Source organism: Marinobacterium mangrovicola, assembly GCF_004339595.1.
Taxonomy (GTDB): Bacteria; Pseudomonadota; Gammaproteobacteria; order Pseudomonadales; family Balneatricaceae; genus Marinobacterium_D; species Marinobacterium_D mangrovicola.
Map to the genome: position 1 here is coordinate 49,721 of NZ_SMFU01000001.1, position 17,208 is coordinate 66,928.

Consider the following 17,208-nt stretch of genomic DNA (forward strand, 5'->3'; position numbering starts at 1 on the left):
TCACTAAATTTTTAAGAATAAAAGGCGTTGGTGATGGCAAAAGGTTTTAAATCTAAGTTAAAAAAAATATGGAAGCGGATAGATCTGAAAATTTGCTTTTTCTGCTCTAAAAGTAAATTTCTTTCATCTGCTTACTATTTTTTTATTTCTAGTGATATGTCTAGAGAGCATCAATCAGTTCTTAGTGGGAAGCTGTTGCATCTAAAAAAAATGGAACGAAGCTATAATAATGATTTTCTACTAAGAAGAAATATTCATAGACTTGAAAAGGGGCTTATTATGCGCCCTTTGAAAGAGGTTTTTGCTGAATCCTATATAAAGGAAACCGTAGATGCGTATGCAGTAGCTATCCAGTCTTCAACCTGTGATGATAATGAAAGTCTTATATGGGCTAGAGATGTACTAGAAAAATATTTCTCAGTTGTAAATGTTGATAAGAAGCGATCAATAAATAATAGCTTTAAAAAATTTAGTCAATGTGAAGCAAGCTATCGCAGTGGGGAAGAGAAAAAGATTCCGTTCCAAAGGGATCTAGAACGCAGTACTTTAAGCTTTGAACACTTTGAGGAGTTGTGCCGTCGAAGACGCTCAGTACGCTGGTTTGAGGACAAAAAAGTCCCGGAAGAACTCTTGGATCGAGCAATTATGGCTGCTACTCAAGCTCCCAGTGCGTGTAACAGGCAGCCCTACAGGTTTCATATTTTTACTGAAGGTGAAAAGGTTAGAACGATAGCTGAACTACCAATGGGTACTAAAGGCTTTAGCCATAATTTTCCTTGTGTGATAGCCGTAGTTGGAGACCTTAGTGCATTTTTTGATGAGAGAGATAGGCATATCATATATATAGACTCATCATTGGCGACTATGGGCTTTATTCTGGCGTTAGAAACTTTTGGATTAAGCAGCTGCGTGATTAACTGGCCAGATATTGAGGAAAGAGAACAAAAAATAAGCAGTTTTCTTGGGCTGAAAGCAGAAGAGCGCGTAATAATGCTGATCGCTGTAGGGTGGCCAGACAAAGAGGCTCATGTGCCTTTCTCACAGAAGAAATCTATTAATGATATCAGGAGCTATAACTGATGATTTTTGAAGTGAAAGGAATAGGAATTCCTAACAAAGGTGCAGAGTTGATGTTAGCTGCGATTCAGCAGGAAGTACTTAGTCGGATACCGAATGCTAAATTTGCATGTGAACCCCATAGGCCATATATGGATCGTTGCCGGTATGGCCTTTTACAGAAAATTCCGCTTCGGTCTAAATCTAAGGATGGAAGCTTTTTGTTAAATTTACTACCCAAAAAATATATACGACGTTACGGGATAGTAAAGGATAAGGATATCAGAGTTATTTTTGATGCTTCTGGTTTTGCTTATGGTGATCAGTGGGGCGTCGAAAAGCTTAGAGATCGATTGGGTTCCCAAACCAAAAGCTGGGAAAATAGAGATAAGAAAGTAATTTTGTTACCTCAGGCTTTCGGGCCATTCTCTTCTAATGAATTTAAGGATGAATTGAAGAAAGTGGTTTCTAGTGTAGATCTTATATTCGCTAGAGATAGGGTTTCTTATGAATACCTGATCGATGAAGTAGGAGAAAATAATAAAATTGCATTGTCTGGGGATTTTACTAATTTGGTGAAAGGTTCGGTACCTTCAGAATTTCCGCTTGACGTTTATGATATTTGCGTAATCCCGAATAATAAAATGATTGAGATGAATGCTGTAAAAGATAGAGAAAGTTACATAGATTTGCTCTCTTCTTTAATTCAGGTAGCAAAAAATCACGGAAAAAAAGTTTTTATTTTAGTGCATGAAGGTAAGAAAGATTGGGATCTTGCTGTTAAAACTGCTGAGAAAGTGGGTTCGGAAATTGATATATATAAATTTGAAAATCCGGTTCATATAAAAGGCGTAATTGGCAAGGCAAAAATTGTTATAAGTTCACGCTTTCATGGCTTAGTGAGTGCGCTTTCACAAGGTGTACCTTCGATAGCAACAGGCTGGAGTCATAAGTACGCAGAATTGATGCAGGATTATGGGTGCGAAGAATTTCTTGTAGACTCCCCTGATGCGGCTATAGCTTCACTCGAAAAGCTGTTGGATGACGATGTATACGTCCAAGTTAAAGAAACTATCGATGGGAATTCTGATAGGCTTAAACAGGAAACACGAGCAATGTGGGATCGAGTTTTCGAGCGTATAAATGCCGACTGATTTGTAGGCATTAAGCTACCTATCGCATGTTTTATATTAGGCCTGGTCGTTTTTATTTTGCCTCGCGATGATTTGCCCTGATAATTGCTTATTTTTTAAATACTTAAAATAAAATAATTGATCAGATATAGAGAGTTTATTTGTTGTTATAAAGCTCATCTAATATAGTGTCAGCTGTTCCGAAGAGAGATTCTTTCGCTTTTTTGAACGTGCCTGGCATCTGCCCAAAGTCGATCGCTTGGTAGCCTGAAAGCGCCAGGTCATAAGCCAGAACCGTCGCTGTTGGCCCCAGAACAGGCATAACCAGATACTCTTCCTTCGGGTAGTTGGCACGGATCTCTGAAATGATCTCGTCGTAACGACCAAAGGCATTTTTTGATGGGGCGTAGAGGAAATCTACCGAAGCTGCGTTATTGAAAAGCTCCTCTTCGAACCTGAAACGGCTGTTCTCTCCAGTGATAAAGAGGATTTTCCGACCTTCCCAGATTTTCTTGGTGAGCTTGATCCTGTCGACCAGGCTCGCCCGACTTTTCTTGGGTAAAACGCGAAAGGCACCCATCGAAGGGTAAGATCTCTGGTTATCCAGCAGGTCCAGTACCTGATCGCCGATTCTGATGATGAATTTCTGCCAGATTCTCCCTAGTCGATCGAAAGCCCTGACAGGATGAATGCCGATCAGAATGTTGGGTTCGTTGCTCTGCAGCACTTCGAGCAAACGGTCATTCAGTTTCTGATCGACATCCTGAAACGATTTATGGCGTTCACCCACGATCAGCTTGAGCTCTCCATCGCCGAAACGGCAGATACTGGCCTTATGCTCAATGATGTACTGAATAGTCTCCTCTTCGCTCCACACGGTGGGGTAACGACGGATGAATGATTCAATCTCCTCCCGATAGAGGCCAATCACCAGGTCGTCAAAGAACTCACGGATGCGTGCTCGTCCCTGCCGTGTGATACCGAACGGTGCCAGAATGAGTGCCATTTTCCTCAGCACGGCCCGAGCGAAGGCTCTGATCACACCGGAGTGCTCTTTTTCGTTGCTGTTTTTCAAAGTTATCGCTTCTGGTCGTAAAGGTGATTTTTACCGTCAGGCTGGGTTTTGAAGCGCCTGTGGACCCACATGTACTGGGTAGGGTCTTTGCGGATGGCCCGTTCAATCTCTGCATTGACCAGAGCAGCATCGGTTTCTTCGTTTCCGGTCGGGAACCCTGCGATAGGTGGATAGAGTTCCAATTCGTAGCTTCCGTCAGGCAATCGATGCTGGGCCAGCATCATGACTGGTGACTTATTGAGCTTGGCCAGGCGCGCTGTAGCCGTAATGGTGGCGGCGTTTACGCCGAAAAAGGGCACAAAGACGGACTGCTTCGCACCAAAATCCTGGTCGGGTGCGTACCAGATGATGTGATTTTTGCGCAGTGCGCGGATGACTGAGCGGATGTCGGCTCTCTCGATGGATTGGCCGAAGTAGCGACTACGCCCTTTTTTGATAATCTCTTCCATCAATGGGTTGTTGTGCCGTCTGTACATGGCATCAACGGGGTAGAACTCAGAGAACAGCAGGCCACCCAGGTCCAGCGTGGAAAAATGCGCGCCCAGCAGAAGTATGCCGTTGCCCTGTTCCAGCGCCTGGTCAAGGTGCTCCCGGCCTTTGAGTTCGACACGGCCTTTAAAGTGTTTGCGAGGCGTCCACCAGGCCATGGATGTTTCGAAAACGCCGATGCCGTTGTTGATAAAAACATCACGAACAAAGCGCTTACGTTCCTGATCGGTGAATTCCGGGAAGCAAAGCTTCGCGTTCACCTCGACCACCCGACGTCTGGCGGGGACCAGCCGGTAAAGGGCTAGGCCAAGCATTTTTCCCAATCCGAGCTGTGCACGATACGGGAGCCGGTTCAGAGTCCATAGCAATCCGGTGCTGAGCCAGTTGGGCCAGAAGATAGGATGCCAAAACGGCTTGTTCTGTAGTCGCTGTCGTTTTTCGCGTGCCATGAAATCTGCCCTTGTGGTTCGCGGGTATTCTAAGTCGCGCTCCGGTGGGCGGCAAATGATTCGGGGCTAGGGGTCGCTGCGCCCTGTGTAGGAAAAGCAAAGATATAGTGCGGACTTTGGGCTCTGATAGTTGTCGAAGACGCGCAGGCTGCAGGGGATGCATAGAGAGTACCCCGCGAATCAGTAGTGTGCTGGACCCGGGAAACAGTCTGACAGATCTATATCAGTGATTGCTCACTAACCCTGACCATGCGCTAATGAAAGAGTAGATACATCGCTGTGAGGAAAGCTGGGACGATTACAGAGAGCTGCTCCCGCCGGGAGCTGACCTAAACAGGCCGGGTTTGACCGGTTACTTAGCTAACAGGAGGCGGGAGAGGGCCGACGTGCAACAGGGAATCGTATTCAAGGGATTGTGGTACCTGCTTTTTGCGCATCTGTTCATCTGGGGTTTTCTTCCCGGCCTGTTGGTCGAAAGCCTGCCGCTTGATGTGGTAGAGGGCGCTTATTGGGGGGGGGAATGGCAGTGGGGGTATTACAAGCACCCGCCATTTCCCGCCTGGGTGCTGCACCTGTTTCAGTCCAGCCTGGGGGATATAGGCCCCTTTTTTCTCAGTCAGATCTGTATCGCACTGACGCTGTTTTGTGTCTGGCAGATAGGGCGCAGGTCACTCGCGCCGGAGCAGTCAGCCTTTGCTGTACTGGCGTTGATGGGGGTCTACTACTTCACCTGGCCCACCATGGAGTTCAATCACAATATTGCCCAAATGCCGATCTGGGCAGCGGCGGTATGGCTGTTTTATCGTGCGGTTAACGACTGGCGCTATGCTGACTGGCTGCTCCTTGGGCTGGTGGCTGGCCTGGGGCTGTTAACCAAGTACTCGATCCTTGTGTTACTCGCGGCCATGTTCTTGTGGATGGTATGGCGGCCCGAGTTACGCAAAGGTCTGCTGCGCCCGCAGCTATGGAGCGGCGTCCTGGTGATGGCGTTGGTGTTCCTGCCCCACCTGCTGTGGCTGGTACAGCATGATTTTCTGCCATTCACCTATTTTGAAGATCGAACCGTCAGTGCCGCAGAAGATGGCTCCCGGATTTTTGGGCCGTTACGCTTTTTACTGGTGCAGCTGGTCGACCATCTACCGTTACTCCTGTTGCTGATGATGGCGGGGTTCTGGCGCAGAGGCTGTTGGCAGAAACCGGCAGCTGGAACGGCATTTATTTGGTTTATGGGACTGGCGCCGGCACTGCTGACCCTGGTCGGCGCAATCCTGACAGGCGCAGGAATGCGGGATATGTGGGGCACGCCCATGTGGAACCTGTCGGGCCTTATACTGGCCAGCATGATACCTGCGGATCTGCTGCGTCAGCGTCAGCGACGCCTCGTCGTTCTGTTCGGCGGTTTCCTTCTGCTGCTGGCTGTCCTGATGCTGCTATTTGTTGGCTTCAAAGATCAGATCCGTAACAAACCGTCCCGCACTGGCTGGCCGGATCAGGCGCTGGCCCAAAGCCTCTCCAGTGAATGGAGTAAGCATAGCGGCTGCCCGCTAAAACTGGTGGCCGGTGACTATTGGCTGGCGGAGCTGATAGCGCTGGAGCTGCCCGGTGCTTCTGCGGTACCTGATGCCGATCTCAAGTTGGCACCCTGGGTGGATCAACGGCGTGTTGAGGCTCAGGGCATGATCGAACTGGTCGGAGGTGATCAGCCCCGTTGGGGCGATACGTTGGCAGAGCTGGGCGCTTGGGCTGCAGAGGGGCAGCTCAGCGTACCCTGGCCGCGTCTGCCCGACCATGAGCCGCTGAGGCTATCCTGGCGTCTCTGGTTACCCGAGAGTGACTGCCCGCAGTAACGAAACGACCTATATCAGCGCAGGCCTTATTCGAAGTGAGCGCTTACTTTTTTCCATGGCCTCATGGAACGAGTCGCTGCTGAGCCACTGGTACTCGTTCTGTCTGGCGCGATGAAGGGGGGATTCACCCCTGGTCTTGCCTGGGTGGCACATGATCAACACGCCCTCCGGTTCGGTTTGCAGCCAGTGTCGCATCATGCTGGCGAAATCAGCCTCAGGTGTCAGCGAGTACATACCGGCGAACGCCTTGCTGCCGCTGAGGTGAGCGCGGGTTAATGTAGCTTCAAAACCCAGGCCGATCAGCCTTAACACCAATGCCTTGAACGCAGAATCGTGACCCGACAGGCCAGGTGTTGAAACGCGAACCCAGGGTGCCTGTTCAGCGTAGCGCTGTTGCAGACGCTTGAGCAGAACATCACGGATCACCGGAAACATCTGGATATGCTGATGGCCATCGACAAAGTCCGGTGCTGAGCCGATCAGTTGCTCGAACCTGTCCAGCTGTGTATCAAACTGTTCCAGCACAACCTGCCTGTCTAGCTGCCTGGACAGACTTTTCAGTATCAACCTTCCCGGCGGTATGGCGTGTACGCCCTCGGTCAGGTTGAAGTGCAGGCCCAACGCTGCCCGTGGCCGCCTGGCCAGCAGTTGTTCAGCGGTAGCTGCCGTCCAGCAGGGCATATTGGTCATACAGCTGGTAGCGGACAGGCGACCGTTGTCGATCAGCTCGAGGATCGCCTCGTTGATCCCTTCAGACATACCAAAGTCATCGGCGCAGATAACTACAGTGCGGCTCATGCGAACGCCCAGAATTTGCCCAGTAGATAGGTCAGCAGGGCGACACTGCCCAGCACGATGAACAGGGCCGCGTCGTAGCGCAGTGGCGTCAGGCTCAGCAGGGCCCAGTACATCGTTTCATTGAGCAGGAAGCTGGTGGCGGCAACGGTGGCGAAGCGTGGCAAGGTCTGGCGGTGAGAACGTTCCTGGGCACGAAAGGTCAGGTGGCGATGACCGAGGTAACTGACGTTGAAGGCCACCAGAAACGCGATCACATTGGCGATCAGCGGATGCAGGTGCGCCAGGGGCACCAGCAGGAACACCACCAGCCAATGCACCAGCAGCGCGGACACGCCAACGGCGATAAAGCTCAGTGCCTCACGCGTCATTCGCTTCGTCCCGTGCAGGTTGGGGCTCTGATCGCTTCTGGTTGCGGAAGGATATCTCGTTGCTGACCAGGTAGAGCGGGCGGGCTTTCACTTCGGAGAAGATACGCGCGATATATTCGCCGAGAATGCCGACCGAAAACAGCTGCATACCGCCAAGAAAGGCGATGCCGGCTGCGATGGATGGCCAGCCGGGAATGTCCGATCCGAAAATCAGTGTGCGGATGACGATGATCAGGGCGTAAAGCACCGAGAGAACCGAGGTTGCCGCGCCTATCAGCATCCAGACACGCAGCGGCGCATTACTGAAACTGGTGAAACCTGTCATCGCCAGGGATGAGAGTTTGCGGAAACAGAAATGAGAGGCTCCGGTGATCCGTTCATCTGGCTGAAAAGGGACCGCCTTGCTGGAAAAACCGACCCAGGAGTAGAGTCCTTTCATCATCCGCGAGCGCTCAGGCAGCCGGCGTAGCGCGAGAACAACGCGTCGGTCCAGCAGCCGAAAGTCACCCGCATCCGGGTGTATCTCAATTTCCGCACTGCGACTGAGCAGGCTGTAGAACAGCTTAGTCAGGTAGCGCTTGGCATGGGATTCATCGGAACGGTTTTCATGAATGCCGAACACCATGTCACAGCCCTGACGCCAGTGTTTGAAAAACTCGTCCACCACATAAAGAGGGTGCTGACCATCTGAATCCATCAGCAGGACAACATCGCCATCGGCGTGATCGATACCGGCGCTGAGCGCGGCCTCTTTGCCAAAATTGCGCGAAAGTTGCAGTAGTGTAACCGGGTATCGGTCCACCATACCGGACACCACAGACAGGGTGTCATCCCGGCTGCCATCATCGATTATCAGCAGCTCTATCTGGTCGGAGAACTTCTTCAGGTATTCGGCTAAATCGGGGATAAGATGGCGCAGACTGCCGGCCTCATTGTAGGCTGGCAGGACACAGGTGACGCTGGGACGCTCGCCCCTCGGGGGCTGTGCGGAAAAGTCGATGTGATGCATAGACTGTCCGTATAACGCACGCTTTTGATCCCATTGTGGCTGATGCGGAGCGTTGATTCCAGAGCCTGCGGTCTGTTTGACCATGTTACACTTCAGCCTCAAATTTTGGTGGTGTGCCAGCCGATGCGTTTACTCTATACCCTTCTTTTCTACCTGCTGATACCGCTGCTACTGGCGCGTCTTTGGTGGCGTGGACGCAAGGCTCCAGGGTATCGCAAAAACTGGACGCAAAGGCTGGGGCTTGGAAACAGACTGAGCGGCCCTGTGATCTGGATTCATGCGGTCTCCGTGGGTGAGACCCTGGCGGTGGTGCCACTGGTGGAAAGGCTGCTCAAGCGTTATCCCAGCCACCGCATCCTGATGACCAATATGACGCCCACCGGAGCGGCCCAGGTGGAGAAAGCCTTTGGCGACCGGGTCGAACAGCGCTTCTGCCCCTGGGACCTGCCGCTGGCCTGGAGTGCCTTTCTGCGCCGCGTGAAGCCTGCCATCTGCATCGTGGTGGAAACCGAGCTCTGGCCCAATCTGGTATCCGGCTGCACCCGCAAAGGTGTACCGGTGATGCTGGTTAATGCGCGCCTGTCAGAGCGCTCGGCAAGGGGCTATCGTCGCTTTTCGGCGCTGACCCGACCCATGCTGCAGCGGCTGAACCTGATCGCCGCCCAGCATGAGGCAGACGCAGGCCGTTTCCGCGAACTTGGAGCGCCGCCGGAGCGAGTCAGCGTTACCGGCAGCATCAAGTTTGATATCTCGCCGGATCTCTCGTTGCGTGAATCGGGCAGGGCGTTGCGAACACTCTGGGGAGCAGAACGGCCGGTTGTGATCGCTGCCAGTACTCATGAGGGTGAAGACGAGCTGCTGCTGCGCAGCTGGCAGGCGTTGCAGGAGCGGCAGCCGGAGCTGATGTTGGTACTGGTGCCGCGGCATCCGGAGCGTTTTGCCGGTGTGACCGAGGTGGCGCGTCGTTTCAGTTCCAACGTTTGCACCCGCTCCAGCGGTGAGAAGCCCGATAGCGAGACCGCTATTTACATGGGCGATACCATGGGCGAGCTGATGATGCTCTACGCCGCGGCGGATATCGCCTTTGTCGGCGGCAGTTTCAGCGGTACCGGCGGACACAACCCGTTAGAGCCTGCAGCGCTTGGTCTGCCCGTGGTTATGGGGCCGGATACCTTCAACTTCTCGGCGATCTGCGAGGCGTTAAAGGGCGCTGGTGGTATGAGTCAGGTGGTCGATGAGAAGGTGCTGACCGCTCAGCTCGGCGCCTGGCTGGAGCAGCCGGATCAGGCGAGGGTCGCGGGCCGTGCCGGTGAGGCGTTCCTGAAACAGAACCAGGGCGCGCTGGACCGGCTCGAGGCGCTGATAGCCGAGCGCCTCGATACACGTCACTGAGGTAGGGGCGGGCCGCTCAGATATCGCTGAAGTCGAACTGCTCGCCGGCCTGCTCGGCGAAGGCCTTGGTCAGCATGGAATTCAGGCTGGTGCCGTCGCTGTCGAGTTGCCACTGACCGGCGTTCTGGTCGTAATCGAAATGGAAACCGCCGCCGGGCAGTGCCAGCCAGAGCTGCTTCAGCGGTGGCTGACGGGTAAAGATGATCTGGCTGCCGTTTTCGCATTTGACGGTCATCATGCCGCCGTTGGTCTCGTAATCCAGATCGGATTCCGCCTCGTCGAGGATCTCTTCAATCCTGCCCAGGGTCTCGTCGACCTGTACCATAAATTCTGATTCGGTCATGGGTTTCTCCGCCATGGCTTGTTTTCTGCGCAGTATATGCCTTCGGCGGCCTTGAAACACCCCGAAAATCCCGCGTATTTTCATGCCTCCGGACTGGTCGCGAGGTACTCAATGGCCCCTGTCTCGGGGTATACTCCGGGGTTTGAATTTTACCGGCTGTGCCGGTTCTGCGTGAGGATAGGTCGTCATGAAACGCTGCTGGCCAATATTGTTGCTGGGAACGCTGCTGCTGGTCGGCTGCGGTCAGAAAGGGCCGCTGACCCTACCACCGCCGAGCGATGAAGCCGAGACTGCGCAACAGTAAACGAGAGAGATGATGGACAACTTTGAATACCTGAACGGCAGCCTGAACTGTGAAGAGGTGCCGTTAAGCCGCATCGCCAATGAAGTGGGTACGCCGACCTACGTTTACTCCCGTGATGCGCTCGAGCGCGCTTACCTGGCCTATGCCGAAGCGCTGAAAGGGCGTGATGCGCTGGTTTGCTATGCGGTTAAGGCCAACTCCAATATCGGTGTGCTGAACATCCTGGCGCGCCTGGGTGCCGGCTTCGATATCGTTTCCCTCGGCGAGCTGGAGCGTGTGCTGCGCGCCGGCGGCGATCCCGCCAAGGTGGTTTTCTCCGGTGTCGCGAAGAAAGCCGATGAGATCAAGCGTGCATTGGAAGTGGGTATTCACTGCTTCAACCTGGAATCCGATGCCGAGCTGGATCGTGTTAACGCCGTGGCCGCTGAAATGGGCCAGACAGCGCGCATCTCCTTCCGCGTTAATCCGGATGTGGATGCCAAGACCCACCCGTACATCTCCACCGGTCTGAAAGAGAACAAGTTCGGTATCGATATCGACTCCGCGCTGGACGTTTACCGTCGCGCTGCGGCGCTGGAAAACGTGGAAGTGGTGGGTATCGACTGCCATATCGGCAGCCAGCTTACCGAGCTTAGTCCCTTCCTCGATGCACTGGATCGCCTGCTGGTGTTGATCGATCAGCTCGCCGACGAGGGCATCAAGCTGAAGCATCTCGACCTGGGCGGTGGCCTGGGTGTCTGCTACACCGACGAAGTCCCGCCGACGCCGGCCGAATATATCGAAGCGATCAGCGAGCGCCTTGGCGATCGCGAGCTGGGTTTGGTGTTTGAGCCGGGCCGCTCCATCGCCGCCAATGCTGGTGTCATGCTGACCCGCGTGGAGTTTCTCAAGCAGACCGGTGAGAAGAACTTCGCCATTATCGATGGCGCCATGAACGACCTGATCCGCCCGTCACTCTACGGCGCGTATCAGGAGATCGTGCCGGTAGAGCTGCGTGAAGAGGGCGAGACCAAGACCTGGGATCTCGTTGGTCCTGTTTGCGAAACCGGCGACTTCCTCGGCAAGGATCGTGAACTGAACCTGCAGGCAAATGATCTGCTGGCGGTCTGCTCCGCCGGCGCCTACGGTTTTGTTATGGCGTCCAACTACAACACCCGTGGCCGCCCGGCCGAGGTGATTGTCGATGACAACAAGTTTGTTGTGGTGCGCGAGCGTGAGCGCGTCAGTGATCTGATGCGGGGCGAGCACCTGCTGCCTAAGGACGCCTGATCATGCTGGTGCGATTCACCAAAATGCACGGGCTCGGCAATGACTTCATGGTCATCGATGCGATCTCCCAGCGTATCCGCCTGAGCAGTGAACAGGTGCGTAGCCTGGCCGACCGTAATTTCGGTATCGGCTTCGACCAGCTGTTGCTGGTGGAGCCGCCGACGCGGCCCGAGATGGACTTCCGCTACCGTATCTACAACGCGGATGGTTCCGAGGTTGAGCACTGCGGCAATGGTGCGCGCTGCTTCGCCCGCTTTGTTCGCGACAAGCGTCTGATCATGCGTGATCGTATCACCGTGCAAACTGCGCGTGGTGAGGCGATTCTGCAGATCCATGAAGACAAGCAGGTCGAGGTCGATATGGGCGCGCCGGAGCTGATTCCGGCGGAAATTCCGTTCGATGCGGCGGAAAAAAGTGCCACCTACAGCGTTGACGTGAACGGTGACAGCGTTGAGCTGAGCGCCATTTCCATGGGTAACCCCCACGGTGTTCTGGTGGTCGATTCGGTCGACAGCGCGCCGGTGGAAACGCTGGGGCCTGCGCTGGAGGCGCATCCGCGTTTTCCACGGAAAGCCAATATCGGCTTTATGGAAGTGGTGTCACGCAACGAGATCCGTCTGCGCGTGTTCGAACGTGGCGCCGGCGAAACCCAGGCCTGCGGTACCGGCGCCTGCGCGGCGGTGGTCGCCGGGCGTTTGCGTGGTCTGCTGGATGAGCAGGTGCTGGTGCATCTGCCCGGCGGCGATCTGAAAATCAGCTGGGCGGGCGAGGGTAAGCCGGTGATGATGACCGGGCCCGCGACCACAGTTTTTGAAGGGCAGATCTACCTATGAGCGAAACGGAACAGCCGGTCAGCAACGAAGTCGAGGCCGTCAGTGCAGAGCAGGTGGCCGAGTACCTGAAGCAGCACCCGGACTTTTTCACCGAGCACACCCTTCTGCTGGAAAAGCTCTATGTGCCGCATCAGCGCGGCACCGCGGTTTCACTGGTGGAGCGCCAGACTTCGCTGCTGCGCTCGCGCAACGAGCAGCTGCATGGGCGTCTGTCCGAACTGATCGATGCGGCGCGTTTCAACGACGGCCAGTTCGAGAAAACCAAGCGTATGGTGCTCGGCCTGCTGGAAGCGGAAACTCTCGATGAGGTCGCCGTGGCGGTGGAAGAGAGTCTCTGCCGTGACTTCTACGGCGATGAAACCGTCCTGCTGTTGTTCAGCGAAAGCCCGCTGGATACCAACGACCTGCGCGTGCTCTCCCGCGGTGAGTGCAGCATCGTGCAGCCGCTGATCGATACCAACCTGCCCAGCTGCGGCCAACTGTCCGAGGCGATGAACCGCTTCCTGTTCCAGGATGCATCGGTTCGCGTGCAGTCCTCAGCCGTGGTGCCGTTGGTCAAGGGCGAGACCCTGGGGCTGCTGGCGATCGGCAGCCATGACGCCAACTACTTCCAGAGCAGCCAGGGCACACTGTTCCTGAGCTACGTTGGCGAGGTTCTGAGCCGCGTCGTGGCCCGCATCCTGCGTCAGCAAGGCCAGCTCTGAGATGCAAGCGGGGGATGAGCGCCTGCTGGCGGCATTCCTGCGCTACCTCGAAGGGGAGCGTCAGCTCTCCGCGCATACCCTGAAAAACTACCAGCGCGATCTCGAACGCCTCGACGAGCAGCTCCAGGAGCTGGGTCAGGCTGGCTGGCGCGCACTTGATGAGCGCCGCCTGCGTCGCGCCGTGGCCCAGTTGCACGGCAACGGTCTATCCGGCCGCTCGCTGGCGCGGCTGCTCTCCGCAGTGCGCAGTTTCTACCGTTATCTCAGCCGTGAGGGTGAGGTGACCCAGAACCCGGCGCTGGCGGTGCAGGCCCCCAAGGCATCGCGTCGCTTGCCGCAGACGCTGGATGTGGACCAGCTGGGCACTCTGCTGGATCAGCGTACCGATGATCCTCTGGAGATCCGCGATCTGGCGATGATGGAGCTGCTTTACTCCTCGGGTCTGCGTGTTTCCGAGCTGGCGTCGCTGGATCTGATCGATCCGGATCTGCGCGATGGCAGCCTGAGGGTTACCGGTAAGGGCAACAAAACCCGTGAAGTGCCGATCGGCCGCAAGGCTATCGAGGCGCTGGAGCGATGGATTAAAGAGCGTAACGCCATCGCGCTGCTGGATGAGAGCGCCCTGTTTGTTGGCAAACAGGGGCGTCGCCTTGGCGTGCGCGCCATCGAACAGCGGCTGAAACGCCAGGGGGAGCACGTCGGTGTCAGTGGACGGGTCTATCCGCACCGGTTGAGACACAGTTTCGCCAGCCATATGCTGGAGTCCAGTGCCGATCTGCGCGCGGTGCAGGAGCTGCTTGGGCACGCGGATATCGCCACCACCCAGATCTATACTCATCTGGACTTCCAGCATCTGATGGAGGTGTATGAACATTCCCACCCCCGGGCCAAACGCAAAAAAGAGCAGTAAACCTCTGTAATCAATGAACAGGAGCCGGACATGCTGAAGTGCGCCACTTTCGATCTCGACGATACCCTCTGGGAAGTTGACCCGGTCATCCGTCTGGCCAACCAAACGCTCTGGCAGTGGCTCGAAGATAACGCCGGCAGCTTTACCCGGTTACATCAGCCCGCGGACCTGGTCGAAGGCTCCAAACTGCGCGACGAACTGCTGGCGGAGCAACCGGAGATCGCCCACAGCATGTCACTGGTGCGTCTGCGGCTGCTGGAGAAAGGGCTGGAGCGCTGCGGTTTCAGCGCACAGGAAGCCGAAGCGCTGGCGGTGAAGGCGTTCGAGGTGTTTATGCGCGCCCGCCATGAAGTGGAATTTTTCGAGCACGCGCTGGAGATGCTGAAGGCGCTGCGCAGCGAGGGACTGACCATCGGCGCTCTCAGCAACGGCAACGCCGACGTGAGCCTGACAGGTGCCAGCGAACTGTTCGACTTCCAGTACAACGCCGACAAGGTGGGCACCGCCAAGCCACACCCACTGATGTTCGAGCGCGCCCTGGAACATACCAAGCTGCGTCCGGAACAGGTGGTGCATATCGGCGATCACCCGATCAACGACGTGAAGGCCGCCCGCGACGTGGGCTGCTGGACCATCTGGGTGAACCTGCCGGGCCAGGAGTGGCCGGAAGAGGCGCAGGCGGACGAGAAAGTGACCTCACTGGACCAGATCCCCGCAGCCGTAAAGCGGATTGCAGAGAAGGCAATGCACCGCGCTACGCTTTGACTTTCTCAAGCAAACAGGACTAAAACGGAGTTCGATTGCCACTAATCCGTCTTAGTGCAGCAATTCCCCTTCGGCGCAGCCGAGCATCACAGGCTGAAAGAGAAACAAGGGAAGGGCTGTTTGAGCAGCAAGGCTGCGAGTTTCCCTTCCCGCTCTTTCAGACGAGAAGCGCAGGGAAGTCGGCGAAGCCGACCAAGCCGTAGGGGCGGTTTGGGGTTATTAGGGGCCTTGGCCGTCCAAGGCCCCTAATTCGCCAGCAGGCGAAACCGGCGTAGAAAGGAAGGAAGATGCAAATGACGCCTACCTTCGCGCCTGAATTGCTCCTGCTTTACGACCTCAGTGCTTAAACCTCGACATCAGATCCTCAAGCCCATGCGCCTGCTGAGACACCGAGTGGCTTGCATCGGCGTTCTGCTCGGTCTGATGCACCGCCTGCTCGATGATCGAGCTGATCACCTCCACATTGCGGGTTACTTCCGCCGCTACTGAGGCCTGCTCTTCGGTGGCCGAGGCCACCTGGGTGGTCATGTCGACGATGCTGCGGGCACCCTCGGTGATGGTGGTCAGCGCATCGATGGTTTCGTTGGCGCTGGCAGCACCCTGTTCGCTCTCCTCGACGCTTTCCTGCATCAGCACTTCCACATCCCGGGTACGGGTCTGCAGCTGAATCACCAGCTTGGCGATCTGTTCGGCGGACTGCTGCGAGCGTGACGCCAGGTTACGCACCTCGTCAGCCACCACTGAGAAACCGCGGCCCTGCTCGCCGGCGCGGGCGGCCTCGATGGAGGCATTCAGTGCCAGCAGGTTGGTCTGCTCGGCGATATCCTTGATCACGTCGAGCATGGTGCCGATCTCGTCGCTGTCGGAGCGCAACTGGGACACGACATTAGCGGTATCCCGTGCCTTCTGCGCCATCTTGTGCAGGCCTTCCATATTCAGGCTGACACGGTGGCTGCTATCTACCGCACCGTCCAGTGAGTCCTGTGCCGTGGCGGCGGTACGCTCGGTATTACCGGCGATCTCCTGCATGGCGCTCTCCATCTCCTGGATTGCGGCGGCCACCTGCATCACTTCAGCCTGCTGGGTGTTTAGACCCCTGGTGGTGTCCTTGGTGGTGGCCGATAGCTCTTCAGCTGCGGCCGCAAGTTGGGTGGAAGTGCCGGCGACACGGTCGATAACGCTCTGGAAGGCGTCCATCATCTGGTTGAAGTCGGTGGCCATCTGGCCGACCTCATCCTTGCGTTCGTGGCTGTAGCGCAGGGTCAGGTCGCGATTCTCCTGCGCCTGCTGCATGGTTTTAGCCAGCGCCTTGATCGGCACCACGATGCTGCGTCCGATCAGGAAGGTTGGCACCAGTGCCACCAGGATGAACAGGATCGCGGCGATCACCATGATCGTATTGAGCGTCGCGGTGCGCTGCTGCAGCGCCTGTTTGATCAGGCGGTCCATCTCGGCGAAGTTAGTGTCGGTGGCCAGCACCGATGCGATGATCTCCTTGGTGATCCCCTGGTCGGGCGCCAGGCCCAGCAGCTCGTAAGCTTCGGTTACCGCCAGGAAGTCCTTGCGGTAGGCTTCGAGCCTGGCTTCCAGATTGCTGCGCTGCTGGGGTGTCAGCGTCATGGAGGCCCCCAGGTTAGCCAGCGTTTCATCGTATTGGGCGAGCCATTTGTCCCGGTAGCTCAGGTCCATGCGAAGGAAGAAGTCTTTCTCGGCGCGGCGCAGCTGCAGCATATCGATCAGCTGCTGGCTGCTGTAGCGGTCGATCGCTTCTTCAAATGCATGGATCGAGGCGCGCAGGGAACCGCGCAGGCCGTCGGTGGGTGTCAGGCCGATCTCTTTGCGTAACTCCACTGATTCAAGAAACAGCTCCCTGTATCTCTCCATATGAGCGACGAGATTCTTCAGTGAGGTGGCATCAATATCCAGGCTTTCCAGCTGGCCTAAAAGCGTTTTAGCCGACTCCCCGCCTTCCGCAAACGCCTGATTGAACTGGGCAACCGACTCCGGCTTGCTGTAGAGCACGAAGTCCTTGGCGTAGCCGCGTATCTGCTGCTTTTTGCCATCGAGGCGAGTGAGGGAGTTCTCCGTTTGCCGTAACTGATCCAGTTGGCCTATCGAGTAATATTGAAAACCGACAAAGCCGAGGATGCCGGCCAGGATGATCGCTCCCAGCATGGCTAGCTTGGATTTGATGGTTAGCATGTTGCGGACACTCCTTCACGGATGGATATAGTTATTGGTATGCCGTTCTATCCATGAACTAAAAGAGCTGATTGCTCTGATCGCTGTTTGCCACTTTCAATGTAGTGAAGGCTGCGGATCCTTGCGGGGTGTTTTTGTCTTATTTATTGCTATCGGCCGAGCTGGAGAAAACTTCAGCCTGAGAGCAGCGCGTGCGAAGCGGTTTAAAAAGGAGTAGCAGGGGATTCGCAGCCTGCGCTGGTGACCGCTAAGGCGGATAAAC

At 55.7% G+C, this 17,208-nt stretch carries 17 protein-coding genes; 10 read left to right on the plus strand and 7 right to left on the minus strand.

What is annotated here, in order from left to right; translation table 11 throughout:
- Positions 1–33: 33 nt before the first annotated feature.
- Both CLV83_RS00220 and CLV83_RS00225 read left to right on the plus strand, forming a co-directional pair.
- Positions 34–1,080 carry a nitroreductase family protein gene (locus tag CLV83_RS00220; protein ID WP_132285792.1) on the plus strand — a complete coding sequence of 349 codons (1,047 nt, stop codon included), beginning with the start codon at positions 34–36 and terminating at the stop codon, positions 1,078–1,080.
- Positions 1,080–2,210: a polysaccharide pyruvyl transferase family protein gene (locus CLV83_RS00225; protein WP_132285794.1), complete on the plus strand. Its 1,131-nt coding sequence runs from the start codon at positions 1,080–1,082 to the stop codon at positions 2,208–2,210. The genes CLV83_RS00220 and CLV83_RS00225 overlap by 1 nt, the downstream gene beginning before the upstream one ends.
- Before the next feature lie 136 nt (positions 2,211–2,346).
- Here CLV83_RS00225 and CLV83_RS00230 read toward each other — a convergent pair whose 3' ends face one another.
- A complete protein-coding gene (locus tag CLV83_RS00230) occupies positions 2,347–3,264 on the minus strand; it encodes a GT-D fold domain-containing glycosyltransferase (protein ID WP_243642235.1) in 918 nt (305 codons plus the stop codon).
- Between the two features lie 2 nt (positions 3,265–3,266).
- On the minus strand, positions 3,267–4,202 hold the full coding sequence (gene lpxL, locus CLV83_RS00235) for an LpxL/LpxP family Kdo(2)-lipid IV(A) lauroyl/palmitoleoyl acyltransferase (protein WP_132285796.1): 936 nt from the start codon (positions 4,200–4,202) through the stop codon (positions 3,267–3,269).
- A 386-nt stretch (positions 4,203–4,588) separates the two neighbouring features.
- On the opposite strand from lpxL, the gene CLV83_RS00240 reads away from it, so the two are divergent.
- On the plus strand, positions 4,589–6,049 hold the full coding sequence (locus CLV83_RS00240; RefSeq protein WP_165900199.1) for a glycosyltransferase family 39 protein: 1,461 nt from the start codon (positions 4,589–4,591) through the stop codon (positions 6,047–6,049).
- A gap of 9 nt (positions 6,050–6,058) precedes the next feature.
- On the opposite strand, the gene CLV83_RS00245 is transcribed toward CLV83_RS00240, so the two are convergent.
- The 3 genes from CLV83_RS00245 to CLV83_RS00255 are packed head-to-tail and all read right to left on the minus strand — an operon-like array spanning position 6,059 to position 8,224.
- Positions 6,059–6,847 (minus strand): ChbG/HpnK family deacetylase, encoded by a 789-nt coding sequence (locus CLV83_RS00245; protein WP_132285800.1) that lies wholly within the window; start codon positions 6,845–6,847, stop codon positions 6,059–6,061.
- Entirely contained in the window at positions 6,844–7,215 is a 372-nt protein-coding gene (locus tag CLV83_RS00250) for a GtrA family protein (protein WP_132285802.1), read from the minus strand. The genes CLV83_RS00245 and CLV83_RS00250 overlap by 4 nt, the downstream gene beginning before the upstream one ends.
- On the minus strand, positions 7,205–8,224 hold the full coding sequence (locus tag CLV83_RS00255; protein ID WP_132285804.1) for a glycosyltransferase family 2 protein: 1,020 nt from the start codon (positions 8,222–8,224) through the stop codon (positions 7,205–7,207). The genes CLV83_RS00250 and CLV83_RS00255 overlap by 11 nt, the downstream gene beginning before the upstream one ends.
- 123 nt (positions 8,225–8,347) lie before the next feature.
- Here CLV83_RS00255 and waaA point away from each other — a divergent pair, with 123 nt between their 5' ends.
- Positions 8,348–9,616, plus strand: a complete 1,269-nt coding sequence (waaA, locus tag CLV83_RS00260) for a lipid IV(A) 3-deoxy-D-manno-octulosonic acid transferase (protein WP_132285806.1) — start codon at positions 8,348–8,350, stop codon at positions 9,614–9,616.
- 16 nt (positions 9,617–9,632) lie between these two features.
- On the opposite strand, the gene cyaY is transcribed toward waaA, so the two are convergent.
- On the minus strand, positions 9,633–9,959 hold the full coding sequence (cyaY, locus tag CLV83_RS00265; protein WP_132285809.1) for an iron donor protein CyaY: 327 nt from the start codon (positions 9,957–9,959) through the stop codon (positions 9,633–9,635).
- A gap of 187 nt (positions 9,960–10,146) precedes the next feature.
- Here cyaY and lptM point away from each other — a divergent pair, with 187 nt between their 5' ends.
- Genes lptM through CLV83_RS00295 form a run of 6 tightly spaced genes read left to right on the plus strand, consistent with a single transcriptional unit; the run spans position 10,147 to position 14,744 of the window.
- Positions 10,147–10,263: an LPS translocon maturation chaperone LptM gene (gene lptM / locus CLV83_RS00270; protein WP_132285812.1), complete on the plus strand. Its 117-nt coding sequence runs from the start codon at positions 10,147–10,149 to the stop codon at positions 10,261–10,263.
- A 12-nt stretch (positions 10,264–10,275) separates the two neighbouring features.
- Complete coding sequence (lysA, locus tag CLV83_RS00275; protein WP_132285815.1) at positions 10,276–11,532, plus strand: diaminopimelate decarboxylase; 1,257 nt, start codon at positions 10,276–10,278, stop codon at positions 11,530–11,532.
- A 2-nt stretch (positions 11,533–11,534) separates the two neighbouring features.
- Complete coding sequence (gene dapF / locus CLV83_RS00280; RefSeq protein ID WP_132285818.1) at positions 11,535–12,365, plus strand: diaminopimelate epimerase; 831 nt, start codon at positions 11,535–11,537, stop codon at positions 12,363–12,365.
- Positions 12,362–13,069 (plus strand): DUF484 family protein, encoded by a 708-nt coding sequence (locus CLV83_RS00285; RefSeq protein ID WP_132285821.1) that lies wholly within the window; start codon positions 12,362–12,364, stop codon positions 13,067–13,069. The genes dapF and CLV83_RS00285 overlap by 4 nt, the downstream gene beginning before the upstream one ends.
- Before the next feature lies 1 nt (position 13,070).
- Positions 13,071–13,979 carry a tyrosine recombinase XerC gene (xerC, locus tag CLV83_RS00290; protein WP_132285824.1) on the plus strand — a complete coding sequence of 303 codons (909 nt, stop codon included), beginning with the start codon at positions 13,071–13,073 and terminating at the stop codon, positions 13,977–13,979.
- A 30-nt stretch (positions 13,980–14,009) separates the two neighbouring features.
- Positions 14,010–14,744: an HAD family hydrolase gene (locus CLV83_RS00295; protein ID WP_132285827.1), complete on the plus strand. Its 735-nt coding sequence runs from the start codon at positions 14,010–14,012 to the stop codon at positions 14,742–14,744.
- Between the two features lie 336 nt (positions 14,745–15,080).
- On the opposite strand, the gene CLV83_RS00300 is transcribed toward CLV83_RS00295, so the two are convergent.
- Positions 15,081–16,946 (minus strand): methyl-accepting chemotaxis protein, encoded by a 1,866-nt coding sequence (locus tag CLV83_RS00300; RefSeq protein ID WP_132285830.1) that lies wholly within the window; start codon positions 16,944–16,946, stop codon positions 15,081–15,083.
- Positions 16,947–17,208 lie beyond the last annotated feature (262 nt).

Excerpts from the sequence above, each read along its gene's own strand:
- CLV83_RS00220 (WP_132285792.1), top strand. The coding sequence starts at position 34 with ATGGCAAAAGGTTTTAAATCTAAGTTAAAAAAAATATGGAAGCGGATA.
- CLV83_RS00225 (WP_132285794.1), top strand. The coding sequence starts at position 1,080 with ATGATTTTTGAAGTGAAAGGAATAGGAATTCCTAACAAAGGTGCAGAG.
- lpxL (WP_132285796.1), bottom strand. The coding sequence starts at position 4,202 with ATGGCACGCGAAAAACGACAGCGACTACAGAACAAGCCGTTTTGGCAT.
- CLV83_RS00245 (WP_132285800.1), bottom strand. The coding sequence starts at position 6,847 with ATGAGCCGCACTGTAGTTATCTGCGCCGATGACTTTGGTATGTCTGAA.
- CLV83_RS00250 (WP_132285802.1), bottom strand. The coding sequence starts at position 7,215 with ATGACGCGTGAGGCACTGAGCTTTATCGCCGTTGGCGTGTCCGCGCTG.
- CLV83_RS00255 (WP_132285804.1), bottom strand. The coding sequence starts at position 8,224 with ATGCATCACATCGACTTTTCCGCACAGCCCCCGAGGGGCGAGCGTCCC.
- waaA (WP_132285806.1), top strand. The coding sequence starts at position 8,348 with ATGCGTTTACTCTATACCCTTCTTTTCTACCTGCTGATACCGCTGCTA.
- cyaY (WP_132285809.1), bottom strand. The coding sequence starts at position 9,959 with ATGACCGAATCAGAATTTATGGTACAGGTCGACGAGACCCTGGGCAGG.
- lptM (WP_132285812.1), top strand. The coding sequence starts at position 10,147 with ATGAAACGCTGCTGGCCAATATTGTTGCTGGGAACGCTGCTGCTGGTC.
- lysA (WP_132285815.1), top strand. The coding sequence starts at position 10,276 with ATGGACAACTTTGAATACCTGAACGGCAGCCTGAACTGTGAAGAGGTG.
- dapF (WP_132285818.1), top strand. The coding sequence starts at position 11,535 with ATGCTGGTGCGATTCACCAAAATGCACGGGCTCGGCAATGACTTCATG.
- CLV83_RS00285 (WP_132285821.1), top strand. The coding sequence starts at position 12,362 with ATGAGCGAAACGGAACAGCCGGTCAGCAACGAAGTCGAGGCCGTCAGT.
- xerC (WP_132285824.1), top strand. The coding sequence starts at position 13,071 with ATGCAAGCGGGGGATGAGCGCCTGCTGGCGGCATTCCTGCGCTACCTC.
- CLV83_RS00295 (WP_132285827.1), top strand. The coding sequence starts at position 14,010 with ATGCTGAAGTGCGCCACTTTCGATCTCGACGATACCCTCTGGGAAGTT.
- CLV83_RS00300 (WP_132285830.1), bottom strand. The coding sequence starts at position 16,946 with ATGCTAACCATCAAATCCAAGCTAGCCATGCTGGGAGCGATCATCCTG.